21 protein-coding genes, 1 tRNA gene and 1 pseudogene are annotated in these 19,746 nt (G+C 65.5%); 18 read left to right on the forward strand and 5 right to left on the reverse strand.

The window, feature by feature from the left end; translation table 11 throughout:
- The first annotated feature begins 163 nt into the window (after positions 1-163).
- From IAE58_RS12855 to IAE58_RS12925, 15 genes are all read left to right on the forward strand, one after another.
- A complete protein-coding gene (locus IAE58_RS12855; protein ID WP_108753923.1) occupies positions 164-895 on the forward strand; it encodes a YebC/PmpR family DNA-binding transcriptional regulator in 732 nt (243 codons plus the stop codon).
- 105 nt (positions 896-1,000) lie between these two features.
- Positions 1,001-1,522 (forward strand): crossover junction endodeoxyribonuclease RuvC, encoded by a 522-nt coding sequence (ruvC, locus tag IAE58_RS12860; RefSeq protein WP_108750853.1) that lies wholly within the window; start codon positions 1,001-1,003, stop codon positions 1,520-1,522.
- A 13-nt stretch (positions 1,523-1,535) separates the two neighbouring features.
- Positions 1,536-2,129: a Holliday junction branch migration protein RuvA gene (gene ruvA, locus IAE58_RS12865; RefSeq protein ID WP_108750852.1), complete on the forward strand. Its 594-nt coding sequence runs from the start codon at positions 1,536-1,538 to the stop codon at positions 2,127-2,129.
- A 49-nt stretch (positions 2,130-2,178) separates the two neighbouring features.
- Entirely contained in the window at positions 2,179-4,098 is a 1,920-nt protein-coding gene (locus IAE58_RS12870; protein ID WP_199933447.1) for a potassium transporter Kup, read from the forward strand.
- 467 nt (positions 4,099-4,565) lie between these two features.
- The gene (gene ruvB / locus IAE58_RS12875) at positions 4,566-5,606 is read left to right on the forward strand and encodes a Holliday junction branch migration DNA helicase RuvB (RefSeq protein ID WP_199933448.1); all 1,041 of its coding nucleotides are present in this window, start codon (positions 4,566-4,568) and stop codon (positions 5,604-5,606) included.
- Entirely contained in the window at positions 5,596-6,027 is a 432-nt protein-coding gene (gene ybgC, locus IAE58_RS12880) for a tol-pal system-associated acyl-CoA thioesterase (protein WP_108750849.1), read from the forward strand. The genes ruvB and ybgC overlap by 11 nt, the downstream gene beginning before the upstream one ends.
- Before the next feature lie 10 nt (positions 6,028-6,037).
- On the forward strand, positions 6,038-6,817 hold the full coding sequence (gene tolQ / locus IAE58_RS12885) for a protein TolQ (protein WP_108750848.1): 780 nt from the start codon (positions 6,038-6,040) through the stop codon (positions 6,815-6,817).
- 24 nt (positions 6,818-6,841) lie between these two features.
- Positions 6,842-7,270, forward strand: a complete 429-nt coding sequence (tolR, locus tag IAE58_RS12890) for a protein TolR (RefSeq protein WP_108753920.1) — start codon at positions 6,842-6,844, stop codon at positions 7,268-7,270.
- On the forward strand, positions 7,260-8,312 hold the full coding sequence (gene tolA / locus IAE58_RS12895; RefSeq protein ID WP_199933449.1) for a cell envelope integrity protein TolA: 1,053 nt from the start codon (positions 7,260-7,262) through the stop codon (positions 8,310-8,312). The genes tolR and tolA overlap by 11 nt, the downstream gene beginning before the upstream one ends.
- Positions 8,313-8,490: 178 nt before the next feature.
- Positions 8,491-9,810: a Tol-Pal system beta propeller repeat protein TolB gene (gene tolB / locus IAE58_RS12900; protein ID WP_108753918.1), complete on the forward strand. Its 1,320-nt coding sequence runs from the start codon at positions 8,491-8,493 to the stop codon at positions 9,808-9,810.
- A gap of 64 nt (positions 9,811-9,874) precedes the next feature.
- Positions 9,875-10,390, forward strand: a complete 516-nt coding sequence (gene pal, locus IAE58_RS12905) for a peptidoglycan-associated lipoprotein Pal (protein ID WP_108750844.1) — start codon at positions 9,875-9,877, stop codon at positions 10,388-10,390.
- Positions 10,391-10,393: 3 nt separating this feature from the next.
- Positions 10,394-11,221: a tol-pal system protein YbgF gene (gene ybgF, locus IAE58_RS12910; protein WP_199933450.1), complete on the forward strand. Its 828-nt coding sequence runs from the start codon at positions 10,394-10,396 to the stop codon at positions 11,219-11,221.
- A 145-nt stretch (positions 11,222-11,366) separates the two neighbouring features.
- A complete protein-coding gene (gene queE, locus IAE58_RS12915; protein ID WP_199933451.1) occupies positions 11,367-12,074 on the forward strand; it encodes a 7-carboxy-7-deazaguanine synthase QueE in 708 nt (235 codons plus the stop codon).
- A 78-nt stretch (positions 12,075-12,152) separates the two neighbouring features.
- Complete coding sequence (gene queC, locus IAE58_RS12920) at positions 12,153-12,818, forward strand: 7-cyano-7-deazaguanine synthase QueC (RefSeq protein WP_108750841.1); 666 nt, start codon at positions 12,153-12,155, stop codon at positions 12,816-12,818.
- A gap of 160 nt (positions 12,819-12,978) precedes the next feature.
- Positions 12,979-13,054 (forward strand) — tRNA-Lys (locus IAE58_RS12925).
- A 319-nt stretch (positions 13,055-13,373) separates the two neighbouring features.
- On the opposite strand, the gene IAE58_RS12930 is transcribed toward IAE58_RS12925, so the two are convergent.
- Entirely contained in the window at positions 13,374-13,730 is a 357-nt protein-coding gene (locus tag IAE58_RS12930) for a helix-turn-helix domain-containing protein (RefSeq protein ID WP_233614865.1), read from the reverse strand.
- Between the two features lie 142 nt (positions 13,731-13,872).
- Here IAE58_RS12930 and IAE58_RS12935 point away from each other — a divergent pair, with 142 nt between their 5' ends.
- The gene (locus IAE58_RS12935; RefSeq protein ID WP_199933452.1) at positions 13,873-14,817 is read left to right on the forward strand and encodes an aromatic alcohol reductase; all 945 of its coding nucleotides are present in this window, start codon (positions 13,873-13,875) and stop codon (positions 14,815-14,817) included.
- A gap of 459 nt (positions 14,818-15,276) precedes the next feature.
- On the opposite strand, the gene IAE58_RS12940 is transcribed toward IAE58_RS12935, so the two are convergent.
- The 4 genes from IAE58_RS12940 to yghX form a co-directional block, all read right to left on the reverse strand.
- The gene (locus IAE58_RS12940; RefSeq protein WP_199933453.1) at positions 15,277-15,606 is read right to left on the reverse strand and encodes a hypothetical protein; all 330 of its coding nucleotides are present in this window, start codon (positions 15,604-15,606) and stop codon (positions 15,277-15,279) included.
- Between the two features lie 112 nt (positions 15,607-15,718).
- Positions 15,719-16,012 carry an XRE family transcriptional regulator gene (locus IAE58_RS12945; RefSeq protein WP_199933454.1) on the reverse strand — a complete coding sequence of 98 codons (294 nt, stop codon included), beginning with the start codon at positions 16,010-16,012 and terminating at the stop codon, positions 15,719-15,721.
- Between the two features lie 90 nt (positions 16,013-16,102).
- On the reverse strand, positions 16,103-16,465 hold the full coding sequence (locus IAE58_RS12950; protein ID WP_199933455.1) for a hypothetical protein: 363 nt from the start codon (positions 16,463-16,465) through the stop codon (positions 16,103-16,105).
- A 530-nt stretch (positions 16,466-16,995) separates the two neighbouring features.
- Positions 16,996-17,883 (reverse strand): YghX family hydrolase, encoded by an 888-nt coding sequence (gene yghX, locus IAE58_RS12955; protein WP_199933456.1) that lies wholly within the window; start codon positions 17,881-17,883, stop codon positions 16,996-16,998.
- Between the two features lie 93 nt (positions 17,884-17,976).
- On the opposite strand from yghX, the pseudogene IAE58_RS19995 reads away from it, so the two are divergent.
- Both IAE58_RS19995 and IAE58_RS12960 read left to right on the forward strand, forming a co-directional pair.
- Positions 17,977-18,822 (forward strand): annotated as a pseudogene (locus IAE58_RS19995) (alpha/beta hydrolase-fold protein); the annotation flags it as partial.
- A complete protein-coding gene (locus tag IAE58_RS12960; protein WP_325166855.1) occupies positions 18,805-19,671 on the forward strand; it encodes an alpha/beta hydrolase-fold protein in 867 nt (288 codons plus the stop codon). The pseudogene IAE58_RS19995 and the gene IAE58_RS12960, both read left to right, overlap by 18 nt.
- Positions 19,672-19,746 lie beyond the last annotated feature (75 nt).

Below are 19,746 nucleotides of genomic sequence, written 5' to 3' on the forward strand. Positions count from 1 at the left end.
CGCCCCCACCCCCCCCCCCCCGCGCCCCCCCCCCCCCCCCCCCCGGGCGGGCGCGCCCCCCCCCCCCCCCCCCCGGCGGCATCTGCCCACCCTAGACACGGTTGCCGCCCCCGATCAGGTAGAATCCGCGCCTTGATCCTGAAGCAGCCAGACGGTAGCACCCATGGGTAGAGGCCCCTCCATCGAAGCCCGCAAGAACGCGTCCGACGCGAAGCGTGGCAAGATTTTCACCAAGATCATCCGCGAGATCGGCGTGGCCGCGCGCGGCGGTGGAGGCGACCCCAACAACAACCCGCGCCTGCGCGTGGCCATGGACAAGGGTCTGGGCGTGAACATGTCCAAGGACGTGATCGAACGCGCCATCAAGAAGGCCACCGGTGAATTGGAAGGCGTCGATTACGAGGAAATCCGCTACGAGGGCTACGCCCCCGGTGGCGTGGCCGTGATCGTCGACTGCCTGACCGACAACCGCGTGCGTACCGTGGCCGATGTCCGCCACGCGTTCAGCAAGTGCGGCGGCAACATGGGCACCGAAGGCTCGGTCGCCTTCATGTTCAAGCGCCTGGGCGTGCTCAGCTTCGCCCCGGGCGCCGACGAAGAGGCGATCACCGAGGCGGCCATCGAGGCCGGCGCCGACGACATCGTGGTCTACCCGGACGACGGTTCGATCGACGTGGTCACCAGCCCTGACGCGTTCAACGCGGTCAAGGACGCGATGGCGGCCGCCGGGCACGTGCCCGGGCACGCGGAAATCACCTTCCGCGCCGACAACGACATCAAGGTCGAAGGCGATGTGGCCCTGCAGGTGAAGAAGCTGCTGGACATGCTGGAAGACCTGGACGACGTGCAGGACGTGTATTCCAACGCCGAACTCGGCGCCGACGCCTACGCCTGAGCCGTCTTCGACGGTCTGGGCGCGGGCCGTTGAACGGTCACCGCGGACAGTCATGAGCCCATACGCCTGCCAGCGCTTCCCGTTCCACCCGGCCAGGAGTGCCGCATGACCCGCATCCTCGGCATCGACCCCGGTTCCCAGCGGACCGGGGTCGGCATCATTGATGTCGACGCCGCCGGCAAGGTCAGCCACGTGCACCACCAGCCGCTGGTGCTGCTGGGCGCCGACGATTTCCCCCAGCGCATGAAGCTGCTGGTGCTGGGCCTGGCCGATCTGTGCCGGGAGTTCCAGCCGCAGGAAGTGGCCATCGAAAAAGTGTTCATGGCGCGCAACCCGGATTCGGCGCTGAAGCTGGGCCAGGCCCGCGGCGCGGCCATTTCCGCGGTGGTGCTGCGCGACCTGCCGGTGCACGAATACGCGGCCAGCGAAATCAAGCTGGCTGTGGTCGGCCGTGGCGGCGCGGAAAAACAACAGGTCCAACACATGGTCGGGCTCATGCTGAACCTGAAAACCAAGCTGCAGGCCGACGCCGCCGACGCGTTGGCGGTAGCCATCACCCATGCCCACGTAAGGGCAACGGCCAACCGCCTGGGGCTCAGCGCCCGCCAGGCGTGGGGCCGCAAATGAGGAGCTGCACGCAATGATCGGTCGACTGCGCGGGATCGTCGCCTACAAGGCGCCGCCGTGGCTGGTGGTGGATGTGAACGGGGTGGGCTACGAGCTGGAGGCGCCGATGAGCACCTTCTACGACCTGCCCGAGCTCGGCCGCGAGGTCATCCTGTACACCCATTATTCGCAGAAGGAAGACAGCGTTTCGCTGTACGGCTTCCTGCGCGAGGGCGAGCGCCGGCTGTTCCGCGATGTGCAGAAGGTCAGCGGCATTGGCGCGAAGATCGCGCTGGCCGTGCTGTCCGGGGTCACCGTGGAAGAGTTCGCGCGCATGGTCCAGGCCGGCGACATCACCGCCTTGACCCGCATTCCGGGCATCGGCAAGAAGACCGCCGAGCGCATGGTGCTGGAGCTGCGTGACCGCGCCGCCCAGTTCGGTGCCGGCGGTGCGCTGCCCACCGGCAGTGGCCCAGCACCGGCCGATCCGCTGGCCGATGCCACCGTGGCCCTGCAGCAGCTGGGCTACAAGCCTACCGAAGCGGCCCGCATGGCCCGCGATGCCTTCAATGAAGGCGACGAAGTGGCCACGGTCATCCGCAAGGCCCTGCAATCGGCGCTGCGCTGAGCCGCGCCCTCCATCCCCTACACCACGCCTGAGCCCCGCCAGGAGCCCCATGTCCAGCAGTCAAACTCCGCACGATGCCGCCCACGGCGGCCACGGTCACGCTCCCCCGGCCGGGGGTCTGGCGCTGATCATCGGTGCGATCGGCGTGGTGTTCGGCGATATCGGCACCAGCCCGCTGTACACCCTGAAAGAGGCGTTCTCGCCGCACTACGGGCTCACCAGTGACCACGACACCGTGCTGGGCGTGCTGTCGCTGGCGTTCTGGGCACTGAACATCGTGGTCACCCTGAAGTACGTGACCATCATCATGCGTGCCGACAATGATGGCGAAGGCGGCATCATGGCGCTGATGGCGCTGACCCAGCGCACCCTGCGCAACGGGTCGCGCTCGGCCTACGTGGTGGGCATCCTGGGCATCTTCGGTGCCTCGCTGTTCTTCGGCGATGGCGTGATCACGCCGGCCATTTCCGTGCTGGGCGCGGTGGAAGGCCTGGAAGTGGCTGCGCCGGGCCTGCATGCGTTCATCGTGCCGATCACCGTGATGGTGCTGCTGGCGGTGTTCGCGGTGCAGCGCTTTGGTACCGAAAAGATCGGCAAGCTGTTCGGGCCGATCACCTCGATCTGGTTCATCTCGCTGGCGGCGATCGGCATCTACAACATCGTCGATTCGCCGGAAGTGCTCAAGGCGTTCAACCCCTGGTGGGCCATCCGCTTCTTCATGGACCACAGCTGGCACGGCATCTTCATCCTGGGCGCGGTGGTGCTGGCGGTGACCGGCGGCGAAGCGCTGTACGCGGACATGGGCCACTTCGGTGCCAAGCCCATCCGCCACGCCTGGTACTTCTTCGTGCTGCCGTGCCTGGTGCTGAACTACCTGGGGCAGGGCGCGCTGGTGCTCAACCACCCCGAAGCGGTGAAGAACCCGTTCTTCGAAGCGGTGCCGGCCTGGGCCCTGTACCCGATGATCATCCTGGCCACCATGGCCGCGGTGATCGCCTCGCAGTCGGTCATCACCGGCGCGTTCTCGGTGTCGCGCCAGGCCATGCAGCTGGGCTACATCCCGCGCATGCGCATCAAGCACACCTCGCACGACACCATCGGCCAGATCTACATTCCCGGCATCAACTGGGGCATCGCGGTGATGGTGATCGGCCTGGTGCTGGCCTTCCGCAGCTCGTCCAACCTGGCCGTGGCCTATGGCATCTCGGTGTCGGCCACCATGCTGATCGACACCCTGCTGCTGGCCCTGGTGGCCCGTTCGCTGTGGCCCAAGGCGCGCAACTGGATCCTGCCGCTGTGCGTGGTGTTCTTCATCATCGACCTGGGCTTTGTCATCGCCAACGGTGCCAAGCTGCTGCAGGGCGCCTGGTTCCCGGTGGTGCTGGGCATCTTCCTGTTCACCATGATGCGCACCTGGCGCCGCGGCCGCGAACTGCTGCGCGATGAGATCCGCAAGGACGGTATCCGCATCGACACCTTCCTGCCGGGCCTGATGCTGGCGCCGCCGGTACGCGTGCCGGGCACCGCGGTGTTCCTGACCGCCGACCCGACCGTGGCCCCGCATGCGCTCATGCACAACCTGAAGCACAACAAGGTGCTGCACGAGCGCAACGTGTTCCTGCACGTGGAAACCCTGCCCATTCCCTATGCGGTGGAAGGGCAGCGGCTGAAGATCGAATCGGTGGGCGATGAGTTCTACCGGGTCTACGTGCGCTTCGGTTTCATGGAAACCCCGGACGTACCGCTGGCGCTGATGCGCTCGTGCGACCACGGCGGCATCTACTTCGACCCGATGGACACCACCTTCTTCGCCAGCCGCGAAACCATCGTGGCCACCGCCAACCGCGGCATGCCGATCTGGCGCGACAAGCTGTTCGCGCTGATGCATCGCAACGCCGCCCCGGCCACCGGCTTCTTCCGCATTCCCGGCAACCGCTTGGTAGAGCTCGGCGCGCAGGTGGAGATTTAATCTCCACCTGCGCTACGTCCCACGATTTGCTGCGCAAACCGCGGGCCCCGCGCGCATTCCACCTTATCCCCCCGCCTGTCGGCGCGCCCCCTTGAACAACAAGGGGGCTCCACTTGCGGAGATGCCGCGCGCCTGAGGCTGAGCCCACTCTGTTCTGCAGTTCCGTCCACGCATGGCGTGGATCTACCGTGTCGACCAAGGTCGACACCTACCAGATCCGACACCATGCCGACCCACAGATCGCAGCCAACTGTCGAAGGCGGGGTGGGTCCGGTTGAGGGGGTGTGAGCGGCATGGATGCCGCGACCAAGCCCACATGGATGGGTTTACGGCGTCCCCCTCAACCGGACCCACCGCGCCATCCCACGGCATGCTCGCTTCTGCTTCGGCCTTTGACGTTGCCCTGGCTTCTGCGGGTGCCGGGCGCAGCCCGGCCGAAACCCGTACTTTTGCCGCATAATCAGCAGATGACCGACGACCGCATCATTGGCGCCGGCGCCACCCGCGAGGATGACGCCGCCGACGCCAGCATCCGCCCCAAGCGCCTTGCCGATTACCTCGGCCAGGCGCCAGTGCGTGAGCAGATGGAAATCTACATCCAGGCCGCCAAGGCCCGTGGCGATGCGCTGGACCACGTGCTGATCTTCGGGCCCCCGGGCCTGGGCAAGACCACCCTGAGCCACGTGATCGCCAACGAACTGGGCGTGGCGCTGCGGGTCACCTCCGGCCCGGTGATCGAAAAGGCCGGCGACCTGGCCGCGCTGCTGACCAACCTGCAGCCGCACGATGTGCTGTTCATCGACGAAATCCACCGCCTTTCGCCCGTGGTGGAAGAAGTGCTGTACCCGGCGATGGAAGACTTCCAGATCGACATCATGATCGGCGAGGGCCCCGCGGCCCGCTCGATCAAGATCGACCTGCCGCCGTTCACCCTGATCGGTGCCACCACCCGCGCCGGCCTGCTGACCGCGCCGCTGCGCGACCGCTTCGGCATCGTGCAGCGCCTGGAGTTCTACAGCGTTGAGGAACTGACCCGCATCGTGCGCCGTTCGGCCGCCATCCTCGGCATCGACTGCACCGCCGACGGGGCTGGGGAGATCGCCCGCCGCGCGCGTGGCACTCCGCGTATCGCGAACCGCCTGCTGCGCCGCGTGCGCGACTACGCCCAGGTCAAGGCCGGCGGCCATATCGACGAAGCCGTGGCCCAGGCCGCCATGCAGATGCTGAAGGTCGACCCGGAAGGCTTCGACGAACTGGACCGGCGCCTGCTCAGAACCATGGTCGACTACTTCGACGGTGGCCCGGTGGGCATCGAATCGCTGGCCGCGGCGCTGTCCGAAGAGCGCGGCACGCTGGAAGACGTGGTTGAACCCTACCTGATCCAGCAGGGCTTCCTGGTGCGCACCGCGCGCGGCCGCATGGCCACCCACAAGGCCTACCGGCACATGGGGCTGAAGCCGAAAAACCCGCCGCAGGACCTGTTCGCGGAGGTTCCCGATGTCGGTTGAACCGCGATTCAGTTGGCCGACACGCATTTACTGGGAAGATACGGACGCTGGCGGGGTGGTCTACCACGCCCGCTACGTGGCCTTCATGGAACGGGCCCGGACCGAATGGATGCGCGCACTGGGCTACGGCCAGGAGCGCATGCGTGCCGAACACGGGCTGGTCTTTGCGGTGCGTTCGATGCAGATGGACTTCCTCAAGCCGGCCCGGCTGGATGATGCCCTGCAGGTGAGCGCCACCCTGGTCCAGCTGAAGAAGGCCAGCATGGTCTTCGACCAGCAGGTCCTGCGCGAGGGCCAGCTGCTGCTGTCCGCGCAGGTCCGCATTGCCGCACTGGACGCGGCCAGTTTCCGCCCGCGTGGCATGGACGATGCCGTCCTGGCCGCGCTGCACCCCCACCTCCACCCTGAATCCGAACACTGAGGAACAACGGATGATCGCAACGCTCCTGGCCCTGCAGGCCACGGTCACCGAGGCACTGCCGGCAGACGTCAGCAACGCCGCGACCCAGACCCTTGCCCAGGCCACCACCGGCGGCGGCATCAACTACCTCGAACTGATGGCCAAGGCCAGCCTGCCGGTGAAGATCATCGTGCTGCTGCTGCTGATCGGTTCATTCGTCAGCTGGGTCATCATTTTCCGCAAGGCCCGTGTGTTCAAGCAGGCCACCCGCGAGGCGGACGAGTTCGAGAACCGCTTCTGGTCCGGTGCCGACCTGGGCAAGCTGTACAGCTCGGCCACCGACCGCAGCCGCAATGTGGGCGGCCTGGAAGCCATCTTCGAAGCCGGTTTCCGCGAATACACCCGCCTGCGCGACAAGCGCCGCCTGGATGGCCGCGCGCAGCTGGAAGGCGCCCAGCGCGCCATGCGCACCACCTACACCCGCGAAGTGGACCAGCTGGAACGCAACCTGGAACTGCTGGCCAACATCGGCTCCACCGCCCCGTACGTGGGCCTGGTCGGCACCGTGTTCGGCATCATGGTGACCATGCACGACATGATCAGCAGCGGTGCCCAGGCCGGTATCGCCTCGGTGGCCCCGGGTATTTCCGAAGCGCTGTTCGCCACCGCCATCGGCCTGTTCGTGGCCATTCCGGCGGTGTGGGCCTACAACCGCTTCACCACCCGCGTTGAGCGCATGTCGGTGCGGTTCGAGACCTTTGCCGAGGAGTTCAGCTCCATCCTGCAGCGCCAGAGCGCTGGCGACGAGTAAGCGCCTGACCCGGGAGTCCAAGCCATGTCCGCTGCCATCGGTCGCCGCAAGCGCCGCAAGCTGAAATCGGAAATCAACGTCGTTCCCTATATCGACGTCATGCTGGTGCTGCTGATCATCTTCATGGTCACCGCGCCGCTGCTCACCCTCAGTTTCGATGTCGATCTGCCCACCTCCAACGCCAAGGCGCTGGAAAGCAAGCAGGACCCGGTCATCGTGTCGGTGCGCCAGGACGGCCAGCTGAGCCTGAAGCTGCCCGACGCCAAGGAACCCACCGCCGTCACCGCCGAGGAACTGGAAGGTCGCCTGTCCGGCATTGCCGCCCAGGACAAGGACGTGCGCGTGATCGTGGCCGCCGACCGTGCCGTGGCCTATGAAAAGGTCATTGCCGCGATGGACGTGATCAAGCGTTCGAAAGTGGACAAGGTAGGCCTGGCCACCGATGCACGCTGACGCCCTGCCACCGCCGCACAAGCAGGAACCGGGCTGGGGCTTGCCCCTGATCCTGGCCGTGCTGGTGCACCTGCTGGTCGCGCTGGTCTTCATTGGCGCCTGGCTGTGGTCGCCCCAGCGCAATACCGAAGCGGCCGCCGGCGATCCGTCGGTCGAGGCCAGCCTGGCGGTGTCTTCGTCCGAAGCGGCCGCCGCCCGCCAGGCCCTGCGCCAGTCGGAAAAGCTGGAAGAGCTGCCCGAGCCGGTGGCCGAGCCCGTTCCGGTGCCCGAAGACACCATTCCGCCGCCGCAGCCGATCGAGGAACCGCGCCCGCAGGACGCGCCCACGCCGCAGCAGCAACAGGCGCAGGAACGCGTGGCCCAGCCCGATACGCAGGACCAGGAAGCGGTCAACGCGCTGGCCATTTCGCAGGAAAAGGCCAAGCAGGAACAGGAAGCCAAGCGCCGCCAGGAACAGATCGACCTGACCGAGCGCAAGCGCCAGGAAGAGGCCGAGCAGAAGGCACGCCTGGCCAAGCAGCAGGAAGAGGACGCCAAGAAGAAGATTGCCGAGCAGCAGCGCGTGGCGGCCGACAAGGCCGAAGCGGACCGGCAGAAGAAGATTGCCGACCTTCGCGCCAGACGTGAGCAGGCCGAAAAGGAAGCCAAGCTGGCCGAGCAGAAGCTTCGCCAGGTGGCCGCCGCACGCAACGCCGCCGGCAGCGCCAACGCCGGCAGCAGTGGCCAGACGCAGCCGGCCGGTGGCGGTGGTGGCACCAGCGATGATCTGTCGGCCAAGTACGCCGCCGCGCTGGTCAACAAGATCCGCGGGTCGTGGACCCGTCCTGACAGCGTGCCGCTGGGGCAGAAGTGCCAGATCACCATCACCCAGATTCCGGGTGGGCAGGTGCTGCAGGCCAAGGTGGGTGCCAACTGCCCGTACGACGAGGCCGGCAAGCGCTCGATCGAGGCCGCCGTGCTCAACGCCCAGCCGCTGCCGTACCGCGGCTTCGAACAGGTGTTCGCACGCACGCTCAACCTGACCTTCACCCCGCAGGACTAAGCCCTGGGTGTGCACATATGCCCTCGACCGCAGCATCGGGCGGGGGCGTCAGGTCAACGCCGCGTGATGGCGTGGGCTGGCACTGACCCGGAATTCACGTACCCTTGGTTCATGATTGCGAAGCGGTTCACTCGCCGTTTGCTATCCCTCGTACCGGTTTCCCCTCATTGAGCGCTCCATGAAGAAGATGCCTCGCTGGCTTGCCGTGTTTGCGGCCCTGTTGCTGCCCTTCGCTGCCTTCGCGCAGCAGAGGAGCCTTGACCTTGAAATCATCGGCGGCAATGCCTCCGCGCTGCCGATCACCATCGTGCCCATGCCTTACCAGGGTTCGGCCGGTGCCCCGCAGACCGACGTGGCCGGCGTGGTCCGCGCCGATCTGGAGCGTTCGGGCCAGTTCCGCACGCTGCCCGAAGCGCAGATCGTGGAAAAGCCCACCCGTGGCGGCGACATCCAGTTCGCTACCTGGCGCGCGCTGAAGCAGAACTACATCGTGGTCGGCCGGGTGATGGACGCCGGTGCCGGCGCCTACCGCGTGGAATACGAACTGTTCGACGTGCCCAAGGGCGAGCGCCTGCTGGGCCTGGCCATGACCGCCCGTGGCAACGCCATGCGCGATGTGGCGCACCAGATGGCCGATGCCATCTATGAAAAGATCACCGGTGTACGCGGCGCCTTCTGGACCCGCATTGCCTACATCACCGCCAGCGGCAAGGGCGACGCCATGCGCTATGCGCTGATGGTGGCCGATTCGGATGGCTACAACCCGCAGACCATCGTGCGTTCGGCCGAGCCGCTGCTGTCGCCCTCGTGGAGCCCGGACGGCGGCAAGCTGGCCTACGTCAGCTTCGAGCGCGGCAATTCGGCAATCTACATCCAGAACATTTCCACCGGCGCGCGTGAGCTGGTCACCAGCTTCCGTGGCATCAACAGCGCCCCGGCGTTCTCGCCGGACGGCCGCAAGCTGGCCCTGACCCTGTCGCGTTCGGGCAATCCGGAAATCTACGTGATGGACCTGGGCAGCAAGCAGCTGACCCAGCTGACCAACCACTTCGCCATCGATACCGAGCCGACCTGGGCCGCCGATGGCAGCGCGGTGTACTTCACCTCCGACCGTGGCGGTCGGCCGCAGGTCTACAAGGTGGGTGCCGGCGGCGGCAGCGCCGAGCGCGTCACCTTCCAGGGCAACTACAACGCCAAGCCCTCGGTGTCCTACGACGGCAAGAAGATCGTGGTGGCGCAGGGTTCGGGCAACAGCTACAAGATCGCAATGATGGACAGCTCGCTGGGCTCGCCGCGCTGGAGCACCCTGTCCCCGGGCTCGCTGGACGAATCGCCCAGCTTCGCCCCGAACGCCAGCATGGTGTTGTACGCCGCCCGCGAGGGTGGCCGTGGTGTGCTGTACGCCGTTTCGGCCGATGCACGGGTGCGCCAGCGCCTGGTCCTGGCTGACGGTGATGTGCGCGAACCGGCATGGTCCCCCTACCGTACCCAGCGCTAAAAGAGTGTTAATATTTCCGCTGTTTTGAACCCCTCATCGGCCTAGGAGCCACAAAGGTATTGCCATGAACAAGACCACCCGCGTTCTGCTTGTTTCCCTGCTGTCTGTGGCCGTCCTGGCCGGTTGCTCGAAGAAGGTGAAGGAAGAGCCGGCAGCCCCGGTCGACACCGGTTCGACCACCCAGCCGACCGGTCCGGCCACCTCCGGCCTGTACGGCCCGGGCGACCTGGACACCGACGCTTGCCTGCGCCAGCGCGTTGTCTACTTCGACCTGGACAAGGAAGACGTGAAGCCGGAATTCCAGGCCATCATGGCTTGCCACGCCAAGTACCTGCGTGACCGTCCGTCCTCGCGCATCACCCTGCAGGGCCACACCGACGAGCGCGGTTCGCGCGCGTACAACCAGGCCCTGGGCGAGCGTCGTGGCAACGGCGTGAACTCGGCCCTGCAGGCCAATGGTGGCTCGGCTTCGCAGCTGACCGTCGTGTCCTACGGTGAAGAGCGTCCGGTCTGCACCGAGTCGAACGAGTCCTGCTGGTCGCAGAACCGTCGCGTCGAAATCGTCTACACCGCGCAGTAATCCATGCGCATCGGCATCAAACTGATGCTGGTCGTTGCGGCAGCCCTCGTGGCTGCCGCACCGGCGCAGGCACAGCGACAGAGCCTGGCCGATCGTGTTGGCGCGCTCGAGCAGCAGATGTACAACAACAGTGCCAACCAGGACCTGTTGAACCAGATCAATCAGCTGCGCCAGCAGGTCACCAGCCTGCAGGCTTCCATCGAGCAACTGCAGCACGACAATGCCCAGCTGAAGCAGTCCGCCCAGGACCAGTACCTGGATCTGGACAGCCGCCTGAACCGGTTGGAAGGGGGCTCTGCTGCCCCGGCCCTGCCGCCCGTTCCGGCCGGTGCTTCCACCGCGCCCAAGGCCCCCGCGGCCCCGGCCAAGCCCACTGCAGCGGCCACTTCCGAGCGGCCGCCATCGGTGCACGGCGATCCGGGCAGCCTGGCTGCTACCGGCGATGAACGTACCGCCTACAACGTCGCTTTCGACGCGTTGAAGGCCGGCAAGTACGACGATTCGGCGCAGCTGTTCCTCAGCTTCCTCGAGTTGTACCCCGCCGGCGTCTACGCCCCCAATGCCTTGTATTGGCTGGGCGAAAGCTATTACGCCACCCGCAATTTCCCGATGGCCGAGTCCCAGTTCCGCGAACTGCTCTCGCGCTATCCCACCCACGACAAGGCGTCTGGCGGCCTGCTGAAGGTCGGCCTCTCGCAGTATGGCGAGGGCAAGGTTGACCAGGCCCAGCAGACCCTGGAAACCGTCGTGGCGCAGTACCCGGGTTCGGATGCCGCGCGCACCGCCCAGGACCGCCTGCAGTCCATCCGCCTGGGCCAGCAGATCCGCTGAGCCGGCGTACAATACGGGTCCCCTAGCGCCGAGCCCAGCTCGGCTGCTGTCGTTTCCGGCACGTTCGACCCGCCGCGATACGGTAGGGCCGGGCCATGCCCGGCTGCGTTCCCCACCGCCACGTGTCCCCCAAGAAGTTCCTGCCATGACCGCCGTCCCTCTGTCCGCCGCCGTCGCCGTCGCCACGCCCAGCGAGATCGTGCAGTCACCCTTGCCCCGGCTGAAGATCACCGAGATCTTCACCTCGCTGCAGGGTGAAGCCGATACCGCCGGTTGGCCGACCGTGTTCGTGCGCCTGACCGGCTGCCCGCTGCGCTGCCAGTACTGCGACACGGCCTACGCCTTCCACGGCGGCACCTGGTGGGATATCGATGACATCGTGGCTGAAGTGCTGGCCCAGGGCGTACACCACGTCTGCGTGACCGGCGGCGAGCCGCTGGCGCAGAAGCGCTGCCTGATCCTGCTGGAAAAGCTCTGCGACGCCGGCCTGGACGTCTCGCTGGAAACCTCCGGCGCACTGGATGTGAGCGCGGTCGATCCGCGCGTGTCCCGCGTGGTCGACATCAAGACCCCCGGTTCGGCCGAAGTGGCGCGCAACCGCTGGGAAAACCTGCCGCTGTTGACCCGCCGCGACCAGATCAAGTTCGTCATCTGCAGCCGCGAAGATTACGACTGGGCCAAGGGCCTGCTGGCCGAACACGATCTGGTGAAGCGCTGCACCGTGCTCTTCTCGCCCAGCAAGGGCGAGATCACCGCCCGCCAACTGGCCGACTGGATCGTGGAAGACCGCCTGCCGGTGCGCTTCCAGATGCAGTTGCATAAAATCCTGTGGAACGACGAACCGGGCCGATGAGCCTGGGCGTGGTGCCCTGATGTAGTTCCGGCGCGGGACAGCGTGCTGGCTTTCCCCTCCCAACCGGACGTTTTCCCCATGAAGAAGGCAGTCGTGCTTCTCTCCGGCGGCATGGATTCAGCCGCCGTCATCGCCATGGCCCAGGAACAGGGCTTCGCCGTACACGCCCTGAGCGTGCGCTACGGCCAGCGCCATACCTCTGAACTGGACGCCGCCGCACGCGTGGCCAAGGCCATGGGCGTGGTCGCGCACAAGACCGTGGACGTGGACCTGCGCAGCATCGGCGGTTCGGCGCTGACCGACGACATTGACGTGCCCGAAGCGGGCGGCGAGGGCATCCCGGTCACCTACGTGCCGGCGCGCAACACCATCATGCTGTCGCTGGCCCTGGGCTGGGCCGAAGTGCTGGGCGCCAACGACCTGTTCTGCGGCGTGAACGCCGTGGACTACTCGGGCTACCCGGACTGCCGCCCTGAGTTCATCGCCGCCTTCCAGGCGCTGGCCAACCTGGCCACCAAGGCCGGCGTGGAAGGCGCGGGTATCCGCGTGCACGCACCGCTGCAGTTCCTCAGCAAGGCGCAGATCGTGAGCGAAGGCGTGCGCCTGGGCGTGGATTTCGGTCTGACCGTGTCCTGCTACAACGCCGATGCCAACGGCGCCGCCTGCGGCCACTGCGACGCCTGCCGCCTGCGCGCCCAAGGCTTCGCCGACGCCGGCGTAGCCGACCCGACCCTCTACGCCTGACCTGCTTGCTTTGGTGGGTGCGAACCTTGGTTCGCACTGCTCTGGTGGGTGTGACCGCCCGATGGGTGGGTGCGAACCGTTGGTTCGCACGCTATTACCTTCCCACCAAGCCATCAAAGTAGGGTAAAATGCCGACCCCGCCGAAAGGTTGGGCATGCATGGGCCGTTAGCTCAGTCGGTAGAGCAGAAGACTTTTAATCTTTTGGTCGATGGTTCGAATCCATCACGGCCCACCAATGCAGCAATGACTTAGGCGCCCTTGCGGCGCCTTTTTCATATTTCCGGAAAAATTAAGTGGTTCCACGCTGGAGCACGTGCGGCTTTTGAGGCGGTTGAACCACCGGCAGTTCGTGGTCGTATCGCTGTCGCATCTCTTGGGTGACGTGACCACATGCGGTCTTGCCGCCGCCTTCGGTGACGCCCCGATGTTGTAGCCCACACAAGGCCAAACGCTTGGCGTCGGATGTGACCGACGCGAATACCTCGGTGATGACGCGATGGACCATCCCCCCAGTGGGTGAAGCTACCTGCCTGCGCCGCTGCTGGCCCATATCTTCATTTCCCGTCTGAAGAATCAAAATTCTGCCGACATTGGCGGAATTCCTCCGCATGAGCCACTACCCATGTCCACATGGGAATCATCAGTACAAGAAGGTCCTTGCCCAGCGCTGTGATGCTGTACTCCACATGTGGCGGTACTTCGCGGAAATCCTGCCGGCTGATCAACCCGTCACGTTCCAATTGCCGGAGGGTGCGCGTAAGCATGCGCTGGGTGATCCCCTTCATCCGTCGCGCGACCTCGGCATGACGCAGCGTTCCATACACGCCAAGCGCATGGATGATACCCAGGGACCAGCGGCTACCAGCGTGCGCTAGAACCTCCCGGCGCAGTCCATCTTCGTCCTCGCTCATCCCGTCGCATATGGCTTGAGAGTGCCTTAGGAGTTCTTCCGGACTCATGAACGGTGCGGTCGGTATCATCGATGTGCCTTCTTACGTGTGGGCCATTAGGCGAGCAGAATCGCCGCCATCGTACACACACAGGGCGATTTCCATGTCATCTCATATCAGCAATACCCCCTCTCGGTCGATCCTGGTGCTCGGCGCAGGCGAGCTTGGAATGCCTGTCATCCGCAACCTTGCACGTTTGGCCGTAAGTCATCCAGGCACACGGATCAGTGTGATGCTACGGGCGACGTCGATCGACTCAGAACTGCCGGAGAAGCAGCGGGTAGTCGATGAAATCCGCGCCTTGGGGGTGAATATCGTTGCTGGCGATCTGGTAACTGAATCAGTAGAAGCGTTGTCGGCCACCTTCGCGCAGTTCGACACAGTGATTGGATGCACCGGCTATGCCGCAGGCCGCGATACGCCAATGAAGGTCGCGCGTGCGGCGGTGAAGTCTGGTATTCCCCGCTACTTCCCTTGGCAGTTCGGTGTCGATTTCGATGCCATTGGGCGCGGTGGCCCGCAGGATCTGTTCGACGCCCAGCTGGACGTGCGCGAGTATCTGCGTTCGCAGACTGCGATGGATTGGGTGATCATCTCCACTGGGATGTTCACCAGCTACCTCTTCGAGCCCGACTTCGGCGTGGTCGACCTGATTGGGCATAAAGTGAACGCCCTGGGCTCGGCGAGCAACGCTGTCACCTTGACCACGCCGGATGATATCGGCGCAATGACAGCGCGCATCGTGTTCCACACACCTGCGATCCGCAACGAGATCGTGTATCTGGCAGGTGACACCATCCGCTACGGCGACCTTCCGGATGTTCTGCAGAAGGCGTTCGGCGAACCTTTCGAGCTGACGATCTGGGGTGTACCCCAGCTCATGCAGGAACTGGCTGACGACCCGGGCAACATGATAAAGAAGTATCGCGCGGCCTTTGCCCAAGGGAGGGGCGTTGCGTGGGATGTGGAGCGAACCTTCAATGCGAAGGTCGGGGCCGAGCTGCAGGTCGTGCAGGCATGGCTGGATTCCAACGTGCAGCGCTCCTGATTTGCCGCTGGATTGTGAGGAGGCGCCTACTGGGCGCCTTTCTCATTGCCGTTACTGACCGCACGCTCACGATGGTTGTACGTCGCGGCACACCAGTTCGCCAACGGCTCGGCAACCGACGTCAAGCGGTGGAGTCTTGGTCGTGGATCCCGTGCATATCGCTTGAGACGCCGGAAAATATGTCGAGTGAGCTTAGGAACTGCAATGGTTCCACGCTCGATGGGCGGAAAAAGTAAAACGGCGCAACCGGTTGTTTTCAAAGGAAGCGCCAGCTTTCTTTTAATCTTTTGGTCGATGGTTCGAATCCATCACGGCCCACCAATGCAGCAATGACTCAGGCGCCCGATGGGCGCCTTTTTCATGGGCAATGGAAGTGTCCTGCAACCGACTTCCAGCACCAGGCCCAAGCGCCCCGCCGCAGTGCCCACTAGGCCCGGGCACATACAGCGCGTCTTTCGCTTACTTCGCCTCAGCGCGCTTGGCCCGAGCGGCCTCGCGCTCCGCCGCCGCGTGAGCGGCCACGTCGGCCGCCCTGGCCGCAACATCCGCTGCGCGCTGGGCAGCCATGCGATCCGCATCGAACTGCACTTGGCGCTGCGCAGCGTGGCGACGCTCCAGTTCCAGCGAAGCAGCGAAGCTCTCTGGATGATTGGCGGCGCAGGCCTGCTGCACCAGATTCACCGCGCGATCGGACAGGCCCGGCTGGATGTTGCCGAGCAGGCAGTCGCCGTAGGGCGCGGAAGGGGATGAAGCAGCGGCCAGCGCGGCCATCATCAATGCATTCAACATGTGTACCTCCTTGTAGGCTGCAGATAGAGCGAGTTACGCCTCGATTAAAACACGGCTGTGTTCCGTCAACCGCTCACCCAATGGTGGCGCCTGTTCCGGTCTGTGTCTTCCTTCACTCGGCCGCAACAAGATTGACTTTGATTTGATAGCCCAAGGCGGTAGCGGTTCTACTGAGGGTTCTCAGCGTGAGGCCTGTATTGGATTCATCCAATATCCGGTTCAGATGAGAACGACTGGTGTGCATGCGCTTCGCCAAGGCCGCCTTGCCGGTGTTCGTCGCCGTCATTGCGTCGACAACCTGCCATGCAAACTCCCGCTTCAGAGCAACGGCTGCCGATTCGTGCAGCAATCCTTCCGATTCGAGAACGTCGTCGACGTTTGAGCCAACGTGTTTGTTCCTACTCACTTGATACCCCCATTGCCTCGCATTCTGGCGAGCTACACATGTGGCCTTCGAGCCCCATGGAGGCTCCAAGGTTGCGCCGAGACGCGAGCACTAGGCGGGCGGCCGGATCTCCCCACACACCTTCTCTGCCAGTCCTCGCAGGGCCAGGAACAAGCCGTCCACCACACCCTCATCCAGATGCTGCCCAGGTGTTCCGGTCAGCCGACAACGCTCGGCGGCATGCAGCACTTCCGCGACGGTCAGCAGCCCAACGGCGGCACGTTCTGTCCGCGACAGCGCCTGCTGCCGACCGGGCGGCAATCCGGTTTCCGGCCACGGCTGTCCATCTGCGGCATCGCCGCGGCGAATGCCCTTCAGGCATCCCCAGACGGTGCTGAGTTCGGGGGTGGGGTTGTCGTCGTCATTCACGCTGTCGTGGTGGGCGTACAGCGGATGCGGCGGCGGTAGGGTCATGTCGGCGTCCTCGGCAAAAGGGCAGGCGTGCCACCGCGCAGGGCGGGTGGCGGGCGGTGCGTGGCTGCAAGCCGGAATGACATCAAGCAATTGACCGGCGGGCCCGAAGGCCCCCACGCACCGCCCACCATGAAGGCCGACGGATCACCCGCCGGCACCATCCACAGACGGTGCCGGCGGGCGAGCGTAAACAACGTGCTTGATTGTCATTCCGGGCTTGCAGGCCCGGTGCCACCCGTTGTCGGTGGCGCTGCATGTTGGTTACGCCTGCGCTTGGGTTTCAATCAGAATTGTCTGAATCAGAGATCCAACCCCAAGGCGCACCTGCATTGTTGCAGGTGCAGCCAGCGCAGCACGCGACAGCGCAGGACGCTTCTGCGCCACTGGCTAGTGGAATGCGCTCAAATATGTCGCAAAGTGCGAAGTAATGCGCGACTGCTGTGAGCGCCTTCCATGATCCAAGCAAAGGCGCTGGTGCAGGGCGAGCGCGGGCCGTCGGTCCAAACGCGACACGCGCGCCCTACATCCACTCACGCCAGATAACGCTGGAACCACGCCAGCGTGCGCTCCCACGCCAGATCCGCTGCGGCCTTGTCGTAGCGCGGTGTCGAATCGTTGTGGAAGCCGTGGTTGGTGCCCGGGTACACATACGCCTGGTAATGCGTGCCGGCCTGTTTCAACGCGGCCTCGTACGCCGGCCAAGTGGCATTGACGTTGTCATCCTTCTCGGCGAAGTGCAGCAGCAGCGGCGCCTTTATGCGTGGCACGTCTTTCGGGTCGGCCTGGCGCCCGTAGAACGGCACCGCCGCGTCCAGTTCCGGGTAGGCCACCGCCGCCGCATTGCTGACGCCGCCGCCGTAGCAGAAACCGGTAATGCCGACCTTGCCGCTGGCCTGTGCATGCGCGCGCAGATATTCGATGGCCGCGAAGAAATCGTTCATCAGTTTCTGCGGATCGACCTGCTTCTGCAGTTCGCGGCCGCGATCATCATTGCCCGGATAACCGCCAACCGAACTCAAGCCATCCGGTGCCAGTGCGATATAGCCGGCCTTGGCTACGCGGCGCGCCACGTCTTCGATATAGGGATTCAAACCACGGTTCTCGTGCACCACCACCACCGCGGGCAGGCGCTTTTCCAGCTTGGCAGGGCGTACGAAATAGCCGCGCACCTGGCCATGCCCGTTGGGCGAGGGGTAGCTGAGGTATTCGGCGTGGATATCGGGATCGGTGAAGGACACCTGCTGCGCCAGCGCGTAGTCGGGCGTGAGCGCGGCCAGCAGCGTGCCGGCGGTGACACCGGCCACGGCGAAGGCGGCAGCGCGATCCAGGAAGTCGCGGCGGCTCATGCGCCCATGTACGTAACCGTCGTACAGCTCCAGCAGTTCGGCGGGAAAGTCCTTGGCGGTCAGTCGGGTCATGCGGGCACTCCAGGCGCAGGGGCGAACGCCGAATCTAGCACTGTCCTGCCGCAGGCCGTTATGCTCGAAGAATTTCCGGTGAAGGATTCCACCATGCGGTTGTTCGTGCTTCCGTTCCTGCTGCTGGCCGCCTGCGCCGCACCGCTGCATGCGGCCGAACCGGCGCCGCCCGCGCAGTCGGCTGCCGCCGCGCCGCTGGCCATCGGCGAAACGTTCACGATCGAATCGAAGGCGCTGGACGAAACCCGCCGCATCAACGTCTACCGGCCGCAGCCCTGGGGGCTGGACCCGAAGGCGCCGCTGCCGGTGCTGTACATGCCCGACGGTGGCATTGGCGAAGACTTCCTGCACGTGGCGGGGCTGGTGCAGGTGCTGACCGGCAACGGCGGCATGCGCCCGTTCCTGCTGGTGGGCATCGAAAACACCGAGCGCCGGCGCGACATGACCAGCCCCAGCAGCGACCCGCAGGACCAGAAGATTGCCCCGCGCATTGGCGGTTCGGCGGCCTACCGCAGCTTCCTGCGCGACGAACTGATGCCGCAGGTGCGCCAGCGCTACGCCACCACCGACGAACGCGCGCTGATGGGCGAATCACTGGCGGGCCTGTTCGTGGTGGAAACCCTGCTGCAGGAACCGGGGCTGTTCAACAGCTATATCGCGCTGGACCCCAGCCTGTGGTGGAACAAGGGCGCGTTGCTGGCGACGGCGCCGAAGCGCTTGCCGGCCGTGGCCAAGGCGGGCCCGCGTGTATTCCTGGCCAGCAGTGGCCAGCCGGAACTGGCCGATGCCAGCGCGAAACTTGCCGCGCTGCTGCAGCAGGCCTCGCCGTCGCCGTTGGTGAAGTACCAGCCGCTGCCGGATGAAACCCACGCCACGATCTACCACCCGGCCGCGCTGCAGGCACTGCGCACCTTGTTCCCGCTGCCCGCCGCAGCGCCGGTCGTTGCCGAAGCCGCGCCGGCGCAGCCGTATGTGGCGCTGCCCGATACCCAGACGCTGCGTGTGCACGATCCGGCGGGCCGCGATTATCCCATCTGGGTGGCCTTGCCGGCCGGCTATGCCGAACACCCGCAGAAGCGCTACCCGGTGCTGTACGTGACCGATGCGCTGTACAGCTTCCCGCTGGTGCGCAGCGTGCGCAACCTGGTGGGGCAGCAGGGGCAGAACATAGAGGACTTCATCCTGGTCGGATTGCCGCCGCAGGAGGGCCTGACGTCCAAGCAGAGCCGCTCGCGCGACTACACGCCCAGCAACCCGGCGCGTATTCCTGCCGACTACTACAGTAGCGATGTGACCTACGGCGGCGCCGCGCATTACCGCGATTTCCTGGCCACGCAGGTGCTGCCGCTGGTCGATGCGCGCTACCGCACCGATGCGGCCCGGCGCACGTTCGCCGGGCATTCCTATGGCGCCCTGTTCGGCGCCTATGTGCTGACCACCCAGCCGGACCTGTTCAGCACCTACATCCTGTCCAGCCCTTCGCTGTGGTTCGACCAGGGGCTGCTGCCGCGCCTGCAGGAGGCCGCCGTCATTCCCGCGCAGCCGACCCGAGTGCTGCTGTCGGTCGGCGGCTACGAAACCATCAAGCCTGGCCCGCGCTATTCCACCGGCAATGACATGCTGCGGCAGGCGGCCGATTTCACCACCCAGCTGCAGCGCCGTGGCCGCAACCTGCAGGTGGACAGCGTGGTGATCGACGGCGAAGACCACCTGACCGTCTACCCGCGGGTGATCACCCGCGCGCTGTTGGACGTGCTGCCGGGGGAGGGGCCTTACACCGGTGGCTGACGGTTGCCGCCATCCACGCATGGCGTGGATCTACTGACGGCGGAGCCGTGGCGTGGATGCAGGTAGATCCACGCC

Source organism: Stenotrophomonas sp. S49 (genome assembly GCF_016624905.1).
Classification (GTDB): Bacteria; Pseudomonadota; Gammaproteobacteria; order Xanthomonadales; family Xanthomonadaceae; genus Stenotrophomonas.